The 15,102-nt window shown below is 53.3% G+C and carries 12 protein-coding genes and 2 pseudogenes; 4 read left to right on the plus strand and 10 right to left on the minus strand.

The annotated features are described in order from the left end of the window. Positions 1 to 27: 27 nt before the first annotated feature. Together N7220_RS05580 and N7220_RS05585 are read left to right on the plus strand one after the other, a co-directional pair. Positions 28 to 1,296 (plus strand): tyrosine-type recombinase/integrase, encoded by a 1,269-nt coding sequence (locus N7220_RS05580; protein WP_283150473.1) that lies wholly within the window; start codon positions 28 to 30, stop codon positions 1,294 to 1,296. A 354-nt stretch (positions 1,297 to 1,650) separates the two neighbouring features. Next, positions 1,651 to 2,859, plus strand: coding sequence for a sensor histidine kinase (locus tag N7220_RS05585; protein WP_283150474.1), 1,209 nt, complete (start codon positions 1,651 to 1,653; stop codon positions 2,857 to 2,859). Between the two features lie 265 nt (positions 2,860 to 3,124). Here N7220_RS05585 and N7220_RS05590 read toward each other — a convergent pair whose 3' ends face one another. Then, entirely contained in the window at positions 3,125 to 3,511 is a 387-nt protein-coding gene (locus tag N7220_RS05590) for a hypothetical protein (RefSeq protein WP_283150475.1), read from the minus strand. A gap of 653 nt (positions 3,512 to 4,164) precedes the next feature. On the opposite strand from N7220_RS05590, the gene N7220_RS05595 reads away from it, so the two are divergent. Further along, complete coding sequence (locus N7220_RS05595; protein ID WP_283150476.1) at positions 4,165 to 4,788, plus strand: MgtC/SapB family protein; 624 nt, start codon at positions 4,165 to 4,167, stop codon at positions 4,786 to 4,788. Positions 4,789 to 4,797: 9 nt separating this feature from the next. Here the strand turns inward: N7220_RS05595 and N7220_RS05600 are convergent. From N7220_RS05600 to N7220_RS05640, 9 genes and pseudogenes are all read right to left on the minus strand, one after another. Further along, positions 4,798 to 5,842 (minus strand): annotated as a pseudogene (locus tag N7220_RS05600) (IS3 family transposase). 397 nt (positions 5,843 to 6,239) lie between these two features. Beyond that, positions 6,240 to 6,545, minus strand: a complete 306-nt coding sequence (locus N7220_RS05605) for a hypothetical protein (protein WP_283150477.1) — start codon at positions 6,543 to 6,545, stop codon at positions 6,240 to 6,242. Positions 6,546 to 6,651: 106 nt separating this feature from the next. Next, positions 6,652 to 7,053, minus strand: coding sequence for a hypothetical protein (locus N7220_RS05610; protein ID WP_283150478.1), 402 nt, complete (start codon positions 7,051 to 7,053; stop codon positions 6,652 to 6,654). Positions 7,054 to 8,162: 1,109 nt separating this feature from the next. Next, complete coding sequence (locus N7220_RS05615; protein ID WP_283150479.1) at positions 8,163 to 8,516, minus strand: hypothetical protein; 354 nt, start codon at positions 8,514 to 8,516, stop codon at positions 8,163 to 8,165. Positions 8,517 to 8,884: 368 nt separating this feature from the next. Further along, on the minus strand, positions 8,885 to 9,304 hold the full coding sequence (locus N7220_RS05620) for a hypothetical protein (RefSeq protein ID WP_283150480.1): 420 nt from the start codon (positions 9,302 to 9,304) through the stop codon (positions 8,885 to 8,887). A gap of 674 nt (positions 9,305 to 9,978) precedes the next feature. Continuing rightward, positions 9,979 to 10,227: a YrhB domain-containing protein gene (locus tag N7220_RS05625; protein ID WP_283150481.1), complete on the minus strand. Its 249-nt coding sequence runs from the start codon at positions 10,225 to 10,227 to the stop codon at positions 9,979 to 9,981. A 1-nt stretch (position 10,228) separates the two neighbouring features. After that, entirely contained in the window at positions 10,229 to 13,093 is a 2,865-nt protein-coding gene (locus N7220_RS05630; RefSeq protein WP_283150482.1) for a toxin glutamine deamidase domain-containing protein, read from the minus strand. Between the two features lie 35 nt (positions 13,094 to 13,128). After that, the gene (locus N7220_RS05635) at positions 13,129 to 13,332 is read right to left on the minus strand and encodes a hypothetical protein (protein ID WP_283150483.1); all 204 of its coding nucleotides are present in this window, start codon (positions 13,330 to 13,332) and stop codon (positions 13,129 to 13,131) included. A gap of 84 nt (positions 13,333 to 13,416) precedes the next feature. Continuing rightward, positions 13,417 to 14,349 (minus strand): annotated as a pseudogene (locus N7220_RS05640) (IS5 family transposase). A gap of 164 nt (positions 14,350 to 14,513) precedes the next feature. On the opposite strand from N7220_RS05640, the gene N7220_RS05645 reads away from it, so the two are divergent. Further along, the gene (locus N7220_RS05645) at positions 14,514 to 15,098 is read left to right on the plus strand and encodes a DUF4291 domain-containing protein (RefSeq protein ID WP_283150484.1); all 585 of its coding nucleotides are present in this window, start codon (positions 14,514 to 14,516) and stop codon (positions 15,096 to 15,098) included. Positions 15,099 to 15,102 lie beyond the last annotated feature (4 nt).

Genomic DNA, 15,102 nt, shown 5'->3' on the forward strand with positions numbered 1-15,102 from the left:
CGATTCAATATCGAGATACCCCCAAACATGTCACTCACCGACGTCGCTATCCGCAAGACCCCCACTCCTACCAAGCCCAAGAAGCTCGTTGACTCTCACGGGCTATATCTGCATATGTTCCCCAATGGCGCACGCTATTGGCGGTTGAAGTACCGCATTGATGGCAAGGAAAAGCTGCTGGCCATTGGAGTCTATCCCGAAGTGCCCCTAGCGGAAGCCCGCCGCAAACGGGATGCCGCGAAGAAGCTTCTCGCCGAAGGGATTGATCCCAGTCAAGGCAAGGAAAAAAGGCAAGAAAGCTCAGGGTCAATAAGTACGACGCTGGAGCAAGCCGCCCGACAATGGCACGCCAAAAATGCGGCGAAATGGACACCTGAGCACTCTGGTCGGATCCTCATCAGACTTCAGGCGGATGTTTTTCCAGAGATTGGCAACATGCCTATCGCAAACCTGCGAACAAAAGATCTACTCTCCACCCTGGAAAAGGTGGAGCGAAGAGGCGCGCTTGATCTTGCATCGCGGCTACGACAAATCCTGACCGGTATTTTCCGGTTTGCAGTTCAGACTGCGATAATTGATCAGAATCCCGCAGCAGATCTTGCAGGTGCCATTGCGGTCCGAAAGGCTGTGCACAGACCTGCGCTCCCCCTATCCAGAATTCCGGAGTTGATGCAGAAGATCGATGCTTACAAGGGTCGCATCATCACAATGTTCGCAGTCCGATTTCAATTATTGACGTTTGTCCGGTCCAGCGAAATGCGTATGGCCCGTTGGTCAGAGATTGATTTCAAACGACAACTGTGGACCATCCCTGCGGCACGTGAGGCTATTCCTGGCGCCCGCTTTTCAAATCGCGGCTCGAAAATGAGGGAGCCTCACCTCGTTCCTCTCTCCCGGCAGGCAGTAAATCTCCTCGAGAAATTGCATAGCCTCACCGGCGATTACGAACTGCTCTTCGCTGGCGATCATGATTACACCAAACCCATTTCCGAAGGGACCGTAAACAAGGCACTCCAACGCATGGGATTCGGCCAAGATGAAATCTGCGGGCACGGTTTCCGCACGATGGCCTGTTCTGCTCTGCTGGAAAGCGGCCTGTGGTCTTCCGATGCTATTGAAAGGCAAATGTCCCACAGGGAGAGGAACAGTGTGCGTGCCGCTTACACGCATAAAGCAGAATTTCTGGGCGAGCGTGCGCGCATCTTGCAGTGGTGGTCCGACTATTTGGACGCAAATCAGATTGCGCATGTTCCTGCGCATGAATTCAGAGGAGCTGATCCTAAACTGCATTTTTGATGCGGAGATTTTCGACCAATAATCATGGTGGCTGCCGCGGAGACAGCACCAACAACCACCAGCATGATGTGGCGCCTTATGCAGCATTGGATCATTAGTTCTGATCACCCATGATCGTTTATTTCGCCAATCGGGCCTGCCCGCCACGCGGGTCAGGTGAGCAGAGTTAAAAGCCACTTTTTATATAATTGCAGACGATTTTGCCGAAGCTGAAATTTCTGCTATTCGGCCGAAGCGGACCTTCCCCAGCATCCAGGCAAAGGAGCGCTTTAGCAGCAGAAGCGGCCAATAGTTGTCCTTCGTCGGAAGCCTGGCCCTGATTCCTTTGAAATATGTAATCAAGCCCATACAGTAATGAATATTGGTTTATCTTCCCGGCGCCGCCATTCTGCTCGCGTCTTTGCCTGTTATCAGGTCAAACATGAGGGTTCTGAGATGCGTCTGGCTGATTTTATTCTTGAGAATCGAGAGCCAATCCTGCAAGCCTGGGAAGATTTTGCGGGAACAATCAAGATACCGGGCGCAGCGCTGGACAGCGACGCTCTGCGGGATCATGCCGGGCAGATGCTGCAGGCGATCGTAACTGACCTCGGAAGGGTGCAGACCGCGCGGGAACAAGCAGCTAAATCCCAAGGACACGGGGCGCCGGTCGAATATGAGACTGCGGCAGAAACGCATGCGGTTGCGCGGCTCATGGCGGGTTTCACTATCGACCAGATGGTCTCGGAGTATCGTGCTCTGAGGACCAGCGTGCTCGTTCAATGGATGAAGGCCATGGCGGCTGGCACCCAGATCAATGTAAACGATATGACGCGATTCCATGAGGCCATTGATCAGGCTCTCGCCGAATCCGTCGCCAGTTACTCGCGAGCGGTCACCGCATCGCGCAATGTTTTTCTGGGGATCCTGGGCCACGATTTGCGAACCCCACTTGGCGCCATTGTGCTTGGCGCCGACAGGCTGAGGCGCTCAGAAGGGGCCGGTGAGCGCGCTACCAAAATTGCCACCCAGATATTCACCAGCGGGAAACGGGCGAGCCAGATTGTGGGAGACCTGCTGGATTTGACTCGCTGCCAGATGGGCCCAGGTATTCCCGTCAAAACGGCAGACGTGGAACTGACCCCGCTATGTGAGCGTATCGTTGAAGAGATTCGCGCATCTCGTCCTGATGCCAACGTGTTGTTCGACGGGAAGGAGTCCGTCAGGGGAAAGTTCGATGGCCCTCGAATGGAGCAGGTATTTTCCAACATCGTCAGCAACGCGGTGCAGCACGGTGATGTCCGACTTCCAATAACGGTGAAATTGGCAGTAACAGAGCGCTTCGCTGTCTTTACCGTCCACAATGGCGGTGAGCCCATACCTGAGGACGTCTTGCCATTTATCTTTAATCCGATGGGACGTTTTTCCCAGCGATCAGTGATCGATCATGAGCCTTCAGAGGGATTAGGCTTGGGTCTCTTTATTGCTTCGGAAATCGTGACCTCCCATAAAGGGTCAATTGAAGTCAGTTCTGACTTGGAACTGGGCACCGTTTTTGTCGTAAAGCTTCCGCTCACTGAGTGAGGCGTTTCTCCGCTCCAGAGATCCGGAGTTCGACCCAGCCCAATGCGGCTGCGTCAATGCTATAGGGTCTTTAATATAGGATCTTTAAGAAAAACATCGGTATCACCGCCTGCCAAGTTCCGCAATCAACTCACAGCCCGAAATAAGTGATTGCCTGGTGCACGGCGATTCTCCTCCGGGACCAAAGGCAAAACGCGGGCGCTGAATGAAAAGAATACCGCCCTTACAGGCGGCACTGTTTTCGAAGGTTAGTCATTGAGGGAGTTCAACCGCCAGTCTTTCCAGACTGCTCATGGCTACCGCTGGATTTGGAATCTGCCTTGGTGTTCGACGACGACGCGTCGTCATTCTTATGGCTTTGGCTACCAGCCTTCACATGTTGTTCATGTGTACCACCCTGATTATTGCCGGATTTTGAATCATCCGAACTGTCCGACGAACCTGCCCCATTGTTACCGGAAGAGGTATCGTCATTCTTGTGGCTTTGACTGCCAGCCTGCACATGCTGCTCGTGTGTTCCACCTTGGGCGCTACTGGATTTCGAACCGGAATTGCTACTGCCTGCCGATTTCTCATCATCTTTCTGGCTAGAACCTCCTGATTTACCGTGCGTATCTGTGGAATGTCTGGAAGAGCTGGATTGGTTATTCATAGCGATGTTCCTGGTGATGAGCTTTTCGATTTTTCGAAAAGCCGTTGCAACTTCGCAACGTGATTTCACTCTAGGGGTTGGGACTTCGTGGTCTCAGAGGCGCGCAGCGGCATCGGTGGTAAGACGAGCGCAAAAGGTGTGTGAGATGTACTCAACAGATCCATCGCAAGACGTGCATTCCACTGACAGCAACATTGGAACTCGTCGGTGCGGGAGAGGCTCGAAATATTTGAGCGTTTAACCGCTGTCAATTTGTAGCAGCCTATGTGAATGCTTTTTGCTTGGGATCCGTCGCATTCCACGAAGCACCGGATATCCGCTGTGGCCGAACAATACAAATTTCAGGATTAGAGTAATGGGCCGTTGCTATACAAATTCGGACTTCTGAAGCTGGCAACGTGACCAGCGAAGTACGCAAATCCAATCAGCGAAAGGATCGCGAGTGCTCAGAGCTGGTGATCATATCCAGCAGAATCAGCTGCAAGACTCGACGGCTACTGTTCTGCGGCTCCTTGGTAATAGGTGGTACCTCATCAAAAGTTGCACAGCGCCGTAGTTTGGCCTAAACCTCCGCACCACTCTCCTTATGGGAACGCCAGCTAGGCTGGTATAGGATAAAAAAACAGTTAAAACCCGTCAAAGGAAGGGCTCCAGTGATTGCCAACTACGACATCCTTGTCCGCTTGCTGGCCGCCGCAGTGCTGGGTGGGACGATCGGTTTTGAGCGCGAGCGGCTATCGTGGTCTGCAGGTTTACGCACCCACATGCTGGTTTGCGTAGGCGCCGCGCTGTTCATGATCGTTTCGGCCTTTGGATTCAGCGACGTCCTGCAAGATGCCCATACCGTACTTGACCCATCGCGCGTCGCGGCGCAAGTCGTGTCCGGTATCGGTTTTCTGGGCGCTGGCTCCATTCTGATGCGCGGCGAGGTAGTCAAGGGGCTTACCACTGCCGCCAGTCTATGGTCTGTGGCCGCAGTGGGGCTAGCTTGCGGAGGCGGGCTTTATTTTGCCGCCATAAGTGCTGCAATCATCATCCTGGTGATTTTGGCCGGCATAAAGCCGCTGGAACGCATGTACCGGGAAAAAGCCCAACGGCGAGAACTGCGCATCATCGCCAGCCACGCGCAGCTTTCCCCGGAGATGTTCAATGCCCTGCTGCCCAAAGGCACCGCTAAGGTAAAACAATTTGTACTCAAGCCGCTGGAACTGATGGAGACCGATGAAATCATCGTGACCTTGTCACGTGTCAGCCCGACGTCACCCCAGTTTCAGTAGCGCAGAGCTTCAGGGTCCGGGGTTAATTTAACCGACTTTGCCGCCAGTTGCCTGGCGTATGCAGATGGCGTCAGGCCACCCAGCGATTTCTTGGGTCTTTCCTCGTTGTATTCCCGCCGCCAGGCTTCAATCAGCACACGCGCATGGGCCAGACTGGTAAACCAGTGTTCATTCAGGCATTCATCCCGGAACCGCCCGTTGAACGATTCGATGTAGGCGTTCTGGTTCGGTTTGCCCGGCTGAATCTGCCGTAGTTGCACACCACGCAGATGTGACCAGGTCAGCATGGCCCGACCACAGAATTCCTTGCCGTTGTCGGTCCGGATGATGCGAGGCAATCCACGCGTTTTGCCCAAACGGTCCAGCATCCGGGTCAGCGGGTAGCCGCTGATGGTGCGTTCGGCCACGATAGCCACGGATTCATGCGTTGCGTCATCGACGATGGTCAGGCACTTGATGACCCGCCCTTCGGCGGTCCGGTCAAACACAAAATCCATCGACCAGACTTGATTGGCCATCTCAGGCCGGACCAGCGGCTGACGGTCCTGCACCGGCACCTTCTTGCGCTTGCGCCGTCGTACCTGCAAACCGGCGAGTCCGTACAGCCGCTCCACCCGTTTGTGATTCACTACCCAGCCCGACTGCCGCAGCTTCAGATAAATCAGGCCCGCGCCATAGCGGCGATGCCGCTGCGCCAGGGTGAGAATCTGTTCCCTTAGTGGCCCGTTGCGGTCTGGGCGAGGTTGATAGCGCAAGGCACTGGCACTCATGCGGACCACCTGCAAAGCCCGTCGTTCACTCACGCCGCCTCCGGTCATGAACCGCACCAGTTCCCGCCTTGCCGGTGCGGCTACCATTTTTTTAGCAGGGCCTCTTTGGTGATTTCGTTCTCAAGCAGGGCGTTGGCCAGCATGCGCTTGAGCCGGGCATTCTCGGCTTCCAGCTCCTTGAGCCGTTTGGCATCGGACACGTTCATGCCGCCGAATTTACTGCGCCACAGGTAAAAGCTGGCTTCCGAAAACCCGTGCAGTCGGCACAGTTCCTTGAGCGGCATGCCCGATTCGGCCTCGCGCAGAAAGCCGATGATTTGTTCTTCCGAATAACGCTTCTTCACGTCCAGTCTCCTTGGATAAAGGGATTGGACTCTAAATCGCGGCGCTACTCAAATCCGGGGGGACGTCGAGACTGCCAGACCGGAATTGCGCATCGTAAAAAACGGGGTTGTAGTACAGAACCACAATACCTTGCAGGGGAGCCGGGCCCGCGATATCTGACGGCACATTGGCGTGCATGAGGGCGCAGCCGGATAGCACGGAGACTGCAAGCACGAAGGCGGAAAATTTGAGATTCATTTGAACTTTGTAGTGTGCGCATTTATGCGCACGGACATGGGTACGGACTTACTCTCTGAAAATGCTCAATCTTCCCCAAAACAGAACATGTGGGGGGTGTTATTCCAAAGCTAGCCATTGCTCATTTGTTTTCGCGGGTAAACGGTGCGCATGAATGCGCACCCTACAGGGCTTGTAATTGAGCAACACAATGCTTTGCTGCGGGCTTGGCGCGGCGATATCGTGCGGCACGTTAGTGTAATGGGCGCAACCAGTGAGCAAGAAGGCAATAAGCAGGGTGGCATGATCGGTGAGTGTCACGTGGTCGGTTTCTGGAGGGAGGATTAAGTTGCAATTCAAGGCCCAATCGGCCTCGACAACCACCGGCAGGTCATCGCCGCCATTGAATGAGACGCCTCCGCGCACGTGGCTACCTTAGCAGACCGAGACTGGGTAATGATTACTTTCACGATGAACGATCTAGTGTTGCTCTTTGACAATTGTGTGGCTGAATGAACACCTTTCTGCCCGCCTACCGTCTCGTGGATGAAGCTAGGCCCTTTATTTCTTCAGACACTTTCATTGACGACCTCCCCCAAATCAGGAATCTTACTTTTACTTCGTGGGTTTCAATCCACATCCAGTCACCACGAACAGATGCTGATTTTATATCCTTGTTTTTAAATGAAAAGGGATTTAACCCAGAAAAAAATAGACTATTTTCATGGAGAGAAACTCTAGTTGGGCCACCATATCGCAACCCAAATTTTCCTTCAATGATGCAGTAGGTATAGCACTCTCCAATCAGAGCTGACTTACGTTCATCCTTTCTTTTCAGAGAAGGAATGAAGTAAAAGAAAATAAAAATAAATACAAAGATTATAAAAATAAAAGCAAGTCCCATTGCTCCTGATATATGCGTTTTGTAAACCATGCATCACCTCTTCTGCGGTGTTGGACTGACATAGGTCGGATCTACAGTGGCGGTCACAGGTGCGGCAACAGCCGCCCCCACGCCGGCCCCAAAGCCATTGAGGTACCTACTCGGGTCGTACCAGTCTTTTTCATACGACGCTGTAGCGTTCGACGGGACGAATTGGACTCCTAGATATTTACCAAGGCCAATGTTAATAGTTGCAGGGGAGGAATACCTAGGGTCTCCACTGATCGAAAAACTGCCGCCAAAGTCAGCGATTGTGCCAAGCGCAACGTCCGGTTTTGTCACAAGAGTTCCAGCGATAGGGTCCCATGTGACGTTAGGGCCGGTTGCGATTCCAGGCGAAATAGGCAAATGAAACCCACCTTGAATTGTCAGACTGGCCCCTGAGTTTGGGCCATTATTCAACATTGCGCAGCTTGGGGTAATGCAGCCGTTTGCCGCAGCTTGTATCTCTGGGTAAATCGGAACAGCACTAACTGGCCTGACCCGGCCTCAATGGACACCGGGTTAAGCACGCTGGCTAATTGCCGTGCAACAAGTCGGCTTTTGAGCGACAAACCGACATCGTCGACCGCCGTCGCGACTGACCGCTTCGGCCGAACACCGGTCTTCCAGCATTTATCTACCGATTGCCCGCCCGAGGTGGGTTGTTGCAGGGCATGAGTTTGTTGTTTGCATTCACGATAGGGCTTACCGCCGCGACCACTATCGCCTGCATGGCCGCCATACCTAACCCTCAACTCAGTGCCTCCCCATCAGATACTGGGACAGACGCTTGCAACATCCAGAAGGTCCAAGGCGATCTTTGTATCGGGTTGAGTGTGCAAGTCCAAGCAACGACTGCGCAGACTGAATACAAACAACTGTGCAAGATAGGTGTCACTGGATGTGCAGGTTTGATGCAATTTCGCAGACTTACTCTCTGAAATGCTCAATCTTCCCCAAAACAGAACATGTGGGAGGTGTAATTCCAAAGCTAGCCATTGCTCATTTGTTTTCGCGGGTAAGCGGTGCGGATGAATGCGCACCCTACAAGGCTAATTTTCGAGAGTACGTGGTGCGCATGAACGCACCCTACAGGACTTAATTCATATCAAAGAAAATCACGATAATCTAAGCTTATAGGTACCTCCAGCAATGCTTTCCGCCAAGCTCTGTAAATTGTTGTTTTCATAAGCTCTATCTATATCATCTAGACAAATTCCGCGCAGCGGGATTTGGGCGTCCATTTCATGAAGTTTTTTCAAAAGAACGCCAAAAAACATTGGATAAAAATCCAAGAACCGTTTTTGTAAAACGTTTTCCAACTGAGTACTAAGAACAATCCATAAGTCAGAGTCGCCTAATTTCTCCTCAAAAATATTTATGCGCACTCCCTCCAAGTTAATAGTGATCACCCTGCAACTCTCGGTAAAAAGAAATTCGCAAATATCAAAGTAAATCGAAGCCGATTTCATGGTTTTTTCAGCGTGACTAAAGAGCCAGACTTCCAAGTATAGGTAAAGTTAGAGGGCGTCATAGTGTACTGCAAGCCTGCCGGATCTTTGATTACCACATTTCCCAAGGCGTCCAAGCCTTCAACAATCACCCAGTGTTCGCTAGACGTTATGGAAGAGCCCGGTGAATTCAGCAAAACCATAACTGGCTGCGCCCCATTTGCAGTTAAGTTGTTTGGCCTAGCCCGGCTTTAATGGACACCGGGATAAGCACTGACTGCTGAATGACGCCGCTCGAATTCCGCTGGGGTCAGATACCCCAAAGTCGAATGGCGGTGATGATGATTTTAAATCTAAAACTGTTCAACGCTCAACACGCGCCAAAACAGTCAGTTTTGATCTTCAATGTGAGATTCTCCTGTTTTTTCGGCACGCTCATACAGTTGAAGTATTTGTTCCCATTTACCAGTAACCAGTGCCACTTCCCCATTAAAGACCACAGCTTGCGATGCATACAGCACGAAATCGGCGGGCAGTCCGATTCTATATTTTTCGACGAAATACACTAAGTCATTACGCCAAATCCAAGTTCCATCACTAACCAAACTTGGGCCGCCCGAAATATGAGTGACTCGGTCCAATGGGTCAATTGTCGCTTCCATTATGTCAAAGACAGGCACTCCGCTTCTCAAATACCTTACAACCGGCACCATTTCATCCTGAGGAAGCTGCCCTAACATTGAGTATATTGACTTTGTCGATGCATCAATTTGGCCACCAAGCTCCCGAAATAGTCCTATTACTCTCATTGAACACCTCCAGTTGGGAAAAATTTAGCCGTTACCCTCCCTAGAGCGAAGTAGGAATATGCCTTATGCAATAAGCACGCACCCTCCGTGGCGAATGACCATCAAATTGCGTTTGGCACTCTCACTCATTTCTTTTCTCCAAATACTCAGATATTTTTTTCAAATATGCCAATAAGGAGCACTCATCTTCATGGAGATCAGCAACTTTCCTCACGAATCCTTTTTTGCTAATAACTATCTCCGAGTCTGCACTATTTTCGCAATTTTATCTAAAATTTAAATACTCATTTATCAAAAAAAACCAGCAGTTTTCAGTTTCAAAAAAACCTTGCGCGCAGCCATAACTCAGGGGTACTTATAACCAAATTTTCAAAGCAGACCTTCTCTGTAGATTCCGCTAATCTTCTTGCCTGTTCGTAAATAATCATCTTAATTTCCAGTTATTCACTTTCAAATACCTGGACGCCCGAGCTCAACGGTCAGATCCGGTTAGCAAGTCACAACTTTTCGCAATTTTCCATCTATAAACACTACCTACCAATTTTTGAATGGCTGTACTGATGCCGTTAGAACGACCAAGCCCTTGCTAAATAATTAGCGGTGCTGTATTCCATGGAATATCTGAGCCCCAATCGCTGGATGGCCGAACCCGATATAAGCGGTTGTTTGCCAACTCAAGGCCAATCGGGGCGACGTGGCCCGAGACAGGCTCCCAGTTTACTAACGAAAACCGGCCAGTTACCAAGTACCGAATATTGAATGTCTCGTGTTTGAATAAATCGAGCAGTTTGATACGGGAAATACCAACCATCATCTACCTCCTTAATTCCGGCATCTATGATCAAATATTTATCGTTATCTGGTGGTTCGATGTTATCGCTAATGTATTTTTCGGCCAAACTCCTTGCTTCGGTGATATTCATTTCAATTCGCCCCATTAATGATACCAAATTGTAAGTATGGGAAATTTTGAAAATTCCCCGCGCCGCCAGCTCCAATTTGACCATCAATATAGTTGATCTTTCCGTTTTGAACCACCGCATTCCACACATGACCTGTGGCGCCATTAGCATCCATGCCATATACAACTGCGCTCGTACCGTCTCCGGAGCTGAGAAGATTTTGTTCTATTTTTGCCTGTGTAGTCCAGCCGCTCATTTGAGTATTAAATGCCGAATTTAATTGATCGAATGGCAAGGGTTTCGACATGGGCAGCGCACTTGCCTGCGTACCTGTCGCAAGCTGATTATCCACCACAAAAACGCAGTTGGTGCAGTTCTGCATTGACCCCGTAGGGTTCACGCTTTTAACCGATCCTGCCGCGGCAAATTCGCCGCTAGTCGCATCGCCCGTGCTAAACATAACGGAAGCAGGTTGTGTCGTAGCCCCCATCTTCGTCACGCCACCCGAAGCGGCATTGGTCAAACCAAACGCAACGTTCCACCATCCGTTGCTATCCCCAGTAGCAACTTGATATCCGCCTAATGCTGCCTGGCCGAAACCAAGGGCGATATTCAGTTCAGGTAACGCTACAGCCGTAACAACAGGCCCGATCTGCTGGGCCACCTGAAACTGAGGAGTTTGTTCCCCAGGATTCGGCGGGGCCTGGAGGGTCGGTGCATTTGCCTTTGCCGTAGCAGCCGCGTTGAGGGTCGACGCGTATTTCTGCGTCCCCAGGAACTGCTGAATAGTCTGGCCCGGCCCAACGTTAATGGTTGTTACACGACCATCTAATGTCTGAAGATCTTGGTTTTGTAGATGAACCAGTTGGCTCATTAGTCCAGCACCTGCGGCCTGCAGATCGCTTGTTGAGTCAATGTCGCTTGCCAATTGGTTTTGCACAGTCAACGCGGTAGACTGCGACTGACTGAGCGCGGTGTAATTGAGCAATATTTGCTGCCGCTGCGCATCCGTCTTGGCATTTGCGAGATCAGCTTTCAGCGCTGCAACCTGCGTGTGGTTGAGGTAGTTATTCTCTACCTCGTTCTGCGCCTGGTTCATCGCCGTAAGGGCATCCTTGCCCATCAGTCCGGCAATGAGGCCGGTGGTCGCCAAATCAGCGGTTTCCAGCACGAGCGGATTAGTCTGTCCACTGCTATTGGCCAGCAAATGATCCAGCGGCTGGGCAATCACAGCTGAAGTCAAGCCACCTATTGCCCCGGCACTGCAACTCCCACCCGACAGGGCTCCCATGGCGCAACCCAAGGCGGCGTGGGCGATTTCGTACTCGGTACCGTCGACGGTGCCAAAGGATGTGTCCGTGCCAAAGACATCGCCAATAGCACCGTTCAAGGAGGCCCCCGCGTTAGCGGCCAGGCTTTGTTCAAAGGCCGTACCAAAGCTGGTGCCGTAAACTGCAGTATCCAGGCCAGCACTGATCAGGGAACGTTCGCCGGCATTAACCAGATTGGTACCGAGGTTATTCAGGCCGCCTCCGGTGACGCTGCCAATACCCAGTTCTCCGGTAATCCCGGCCGTCAATGCGCCGACCAGCCCGGCCTTCAGGATCGAGTCACCATCGAGCTTGCCGGTGGTCAGCAGTTCAGATGTTGCGGTAGACGCCATGCCAGCGGCACCCGCCGCAATTGCCGCGTTCGCCAGACCCGCCGTAGTGGTCGCCGTGGCTGCCGCAAAGGTGGAACCTGTCGCTGCCAGGCCCACGGCCGTTGTACCCGTTTCAGCTGCCGCTGCAGCAGCCACCAGTTCGGATGCCGCACCATACGTCAGAACGGCAATGACGATGGCAGCAATCATCACCACCACCGTGCCTGGCCCGGAAGTGTCCTTGATGAAGCTCTGGTTGATGTTGTCGCTGACGCTGGTCTGCGTGTAGTTCACCCCCAGCTTTGCGCCCAGGTCCTGGATCAGCTGTGCGCTGGCGGCCGCATCGACCTGGCCAGTGGCGGGGTCGGTCACCTGGAAGGTGCCGCCGATGTTGTTGATGGCGTCGGTGGTCAGGCTGACGTTGGCACCGCTGATGAAGCCGCCCGGCTGCACTTGCGTGCCGGAGACCTGCAGCCAGCCACCGGCTTCCTTGTACGCGGACTGGCCGATGTCCACGCTGCGCGCTTCGTTGGTGATGCTGCTGGCGGCGATGTTCAGGTCATTGCTGGCGGCGATGGTGCCGGTGTTGGTGAGGCTGCCGCTCAGGGTCAGCGTGACGTTGTTGCCGGTGATGCTGCCGCCTTCCTGTTTGGCCGCCTGGTTGTCAGGCAGGTAAACCTGCGGCATCAGGACATTGACGGTGCCGCAGGTGGGCTGGCCGGTGCAGGCCGGATCGGGGACGGCTTCTTCCACGTACCAGAGCATCGGTGCGGTGAGCCCGGCAATCTGGTCCTGGCTGAGTGCGGTGCCCAGTTGCACATCGTTGGTTTCAGCCCAGGCAACGGCATTGCTGTAAAGGATGTCTTTTTGCTGGTCGGCGACCGAGGCCTTGGTCTGGTCGTCCGCACTCAGGCCGTTGACGAAGTACGCCTGGCCGGTCTGCTGCAGTGCCGCCTGGGTCAGCAGTTGCTGTTCGATCACCGGGTCGGCGTAGAACGCCACGCTGCTGTCCGGACGCAGGTCGGCGGGCAGGTTGTTGACCAGAACACCCGCCGAAATGCCGCCCAGCACGTCATCGCCACTGTTGTGCTTGAGGTAGGTGACGTCTACCCCGGATGTGGCCGTCGGTGTGGACGTGGAGACCGCGCCAGCCACCGACATGGCGACGCCAGCGGCCTGAATGTTCGACAGCGGCTCGGTAATGGTGGCTTTGGCTGCGGAGGGCTTGGTGTTGCCGATTGGCAATGGTACAGATAAATGCGAACCCTACTGGACTGGGTTTACCAAATCTCCCAAAAAAACCGCTTCATGAGCTCCACAATTTCCTTCGGAAACCCATCGTCCTTTTGTTTTTCAACCAACCAAAGATAAACGTAATTTGGCGCATGATTGTCAGCATATTGCCTAAACCGTTGAGCTTGGTCTCTGTCCCATTGCTCAAGAATTAATTCAAACTCTCGGTAATAGTATTCGATCCCTTTCATTCCGAACCTCCTACAGGAAGGGTTCCACTAGGCTTTGTTGCATAAATCAGCCTGAAGGCGGCATGGCCCGAGCCCCAGGCAGATTTATGCAACACGCACCGTCACCGGTGTGCCCAGCGCCGTAAACCGGTTCAGTATCGCAGCACGTACCTGCAGTTCCGCCACCTGACGTTCAAAGTCCCGCGCCCTCACCCGCTCTCCCAGCAACTTGAAACTCCGCATCTTCGTCTCCACCAGACTGCGCCGGTGATACCCGCTCCACTTCTTCCACAACGTCCGGCCCAGGTGGCGTGTGCTGCGCAATATCTCGTTTCTGGCCCGGATGCCCGCACCTTCTCCAGTCCAGCCACGCCCGTTGCGCCGTGCCGGAATCACCGCTGCCGCTCCCCAGGCCGCAATGGCAGCATGGCAATCCCGGGTGTCATAGGCCCCGTCACCACTGACCGCCACAATCAGTTCGTTCTGCGGTATCTGCTCGAGCAAGGCCTTCAGCATGGGCGCATCGCCCACGGCGTTGCCTGTTACTTCAATTGCCCGGATTTCAAGGGTTTGCGCATCGATGCCCAGATGCACCTTGCGCCATTGCCGACGGTAGTCGGCACCGTGCTTCTTTGTTTTCCATTCACCTTCACCCAGCATCTTGATGCCGGTGCTGTCGACCAGCAGATGCAGCCCACCCACATTGGCTCAGGCTGGAATCACGACATTCAGGTGTTTCTGGCGCCGACAGACCATGCTGAAGTCGGGGACAGGCCAATCGAGCTTCATCAACTGGAGCAGGCTTTGCACCAGGCCAATGGCCTGACGCAGGGGCAGACCGAACAGGACCTTGAGGGTGAGACAGCACTGGATGGCGGCATCGGAGAAGGTGGCCGGACGCCCGCGCTGCCCGGTCGGTGGTGCGAGCCACTGCATGTCTTTATCGAGCCAGATGGACAGATTACCCCGCTGCTTGAGCGCGGCGTTGTACGCCTTCCAGTTGGTGGTTTTGTAGCGGGCGGGGACGGGTTTGCTCATGGTTGCAGTGTACCAGGCTGGTGGCTACGCGCCAGGGCCGCCGGGTTTATGCAACAAAGCCGCATAAATGCGCGCCCTATCGGGTTATGGACAATTGATGCTAGGACGCAGGAAGGATCGCTATTCGCTTGTATATGGATTTGTTACCCATTTAGAATATTCGAATGATGAATCAAATACCTTCTATCCCAGAACGCCAAATTCGTGCCCAGTACGATGATCGGACCATCCGGGTCTACCAAGCTTACTCGGACGCAATTGCCCTCTCTGCATTGGAGCACGGAACGTTCGTTTCACCGCCATTCAAGACGGAGCGAATGACGTGGATTAAACCTTCATTCCTTTGGATGATGTACCGCTCGGGGTGGGGATTGAAGGATGTCCGGCAGGCACGCATTCTGGCAGTCGATATTTCGCGCGAAGGGTTCGAATGGGCGTTAGCTTACAGCTGTCCTAGCCATCCAAGCGGATCGATAAGCCGGGAAGATTGGCACCGGGTAAAGGAGGATGCCCCCGTGCGCATCCAGTGGGACCCGGAGCGGGATCTGATGATGCATCCGCAGCCGCATCGGGCTATTCAAATCGGCCTGAGTAAACAAGCCGTTGATCTCTACGTGCAGAAATGGATACAGCGCATTACCGACGTCACCCCCTTGGCACAAAACATTCATACACTCGTCGTAGCAGGGAATTTTGAATTGGCACGAAACCTGCTGCCCGTAGAGCGGCCCTATGGTGTTGGAACTTAAGAGT

It is taken from the genome of Silvimonas soli, from assembly GCF_030035605.1.
Taxonomy (GTDB): Bacteria; Pseudomonadota; Gammaproteobacteria; order Burkholderiales; family Chitinibacteraceae; genus Silvimonas; species Silvimonas soli.

What these genes read in the sequence shown, in the direction of transcription:
- N7220_RS05580 (WP_283150473.1), top strand. Translation starts at nt 28, where the DNA reads ATGTCACTCACCGACGTCGCTATCCGCAAGACCCCCACTCCTACCAAG.
- N7220_RS05585 (WP_283150474.1), top strand. Translation starts at nt 1,651, where the DNA reads ATGAATATTGGTTTATCTTCCCGGCGCCGCCATTCTGCTCGCGTCTTT.
- N7220_RS05590 (WP_283150475.1), bottom strand. Translation starts at nt 3,511, where the DNA reads ATGAATAACCAATCCAGCTCTTCCAGACATTCCACAGATACGCACGGT.
- N7220_RS05610 (WP_283150478.1), bottom strand. Translation starts at nt 7,053, where the DNA reads ATGGTTTACAAAACGCATATATCAGGAGCAATGGGACTTGCTTTTATT.
- N7220_RS05615 (WP_283150479.1), bottom strand. Translation starts at nt 8,516, where the DNA reads ATGAAATCGGCTTCGATTTACTTTGATATTTGCGAATTTCTTTTTACC.
- N7220_RS05620 (WP_283150480.1), bottom strand. Translation starts at nt 9,304, where the DNA reads ATGAGAGTAATAGGACTATTTCGGGAGCTTGGTGGCCAAATTGATGCA.
- N7220_RS05625 (WP_283150481.1), bottom strand. Translation starts at nt 10,227, where the DNA reads ATGAATATCACCGAAGCAAGGAGTTTGGCCGAAAAATACATTAGCGAT.
- N7220_RS05635 (WP_283150483.1), bottom strand. Translation starts at nt 13,332, where the DNA reads ATGAAAGGGATCGAATACTATTACCGAGAGTTTGAATTAATTCTTGAG.
- N7220_RS05645 (WP_283150484.1), top strand. Translation starts at nt 14,514, where the DNA reads ATGATGAATCAAATACCTTCTATCCCAGAACGCCAAATTCGTGCCCAG.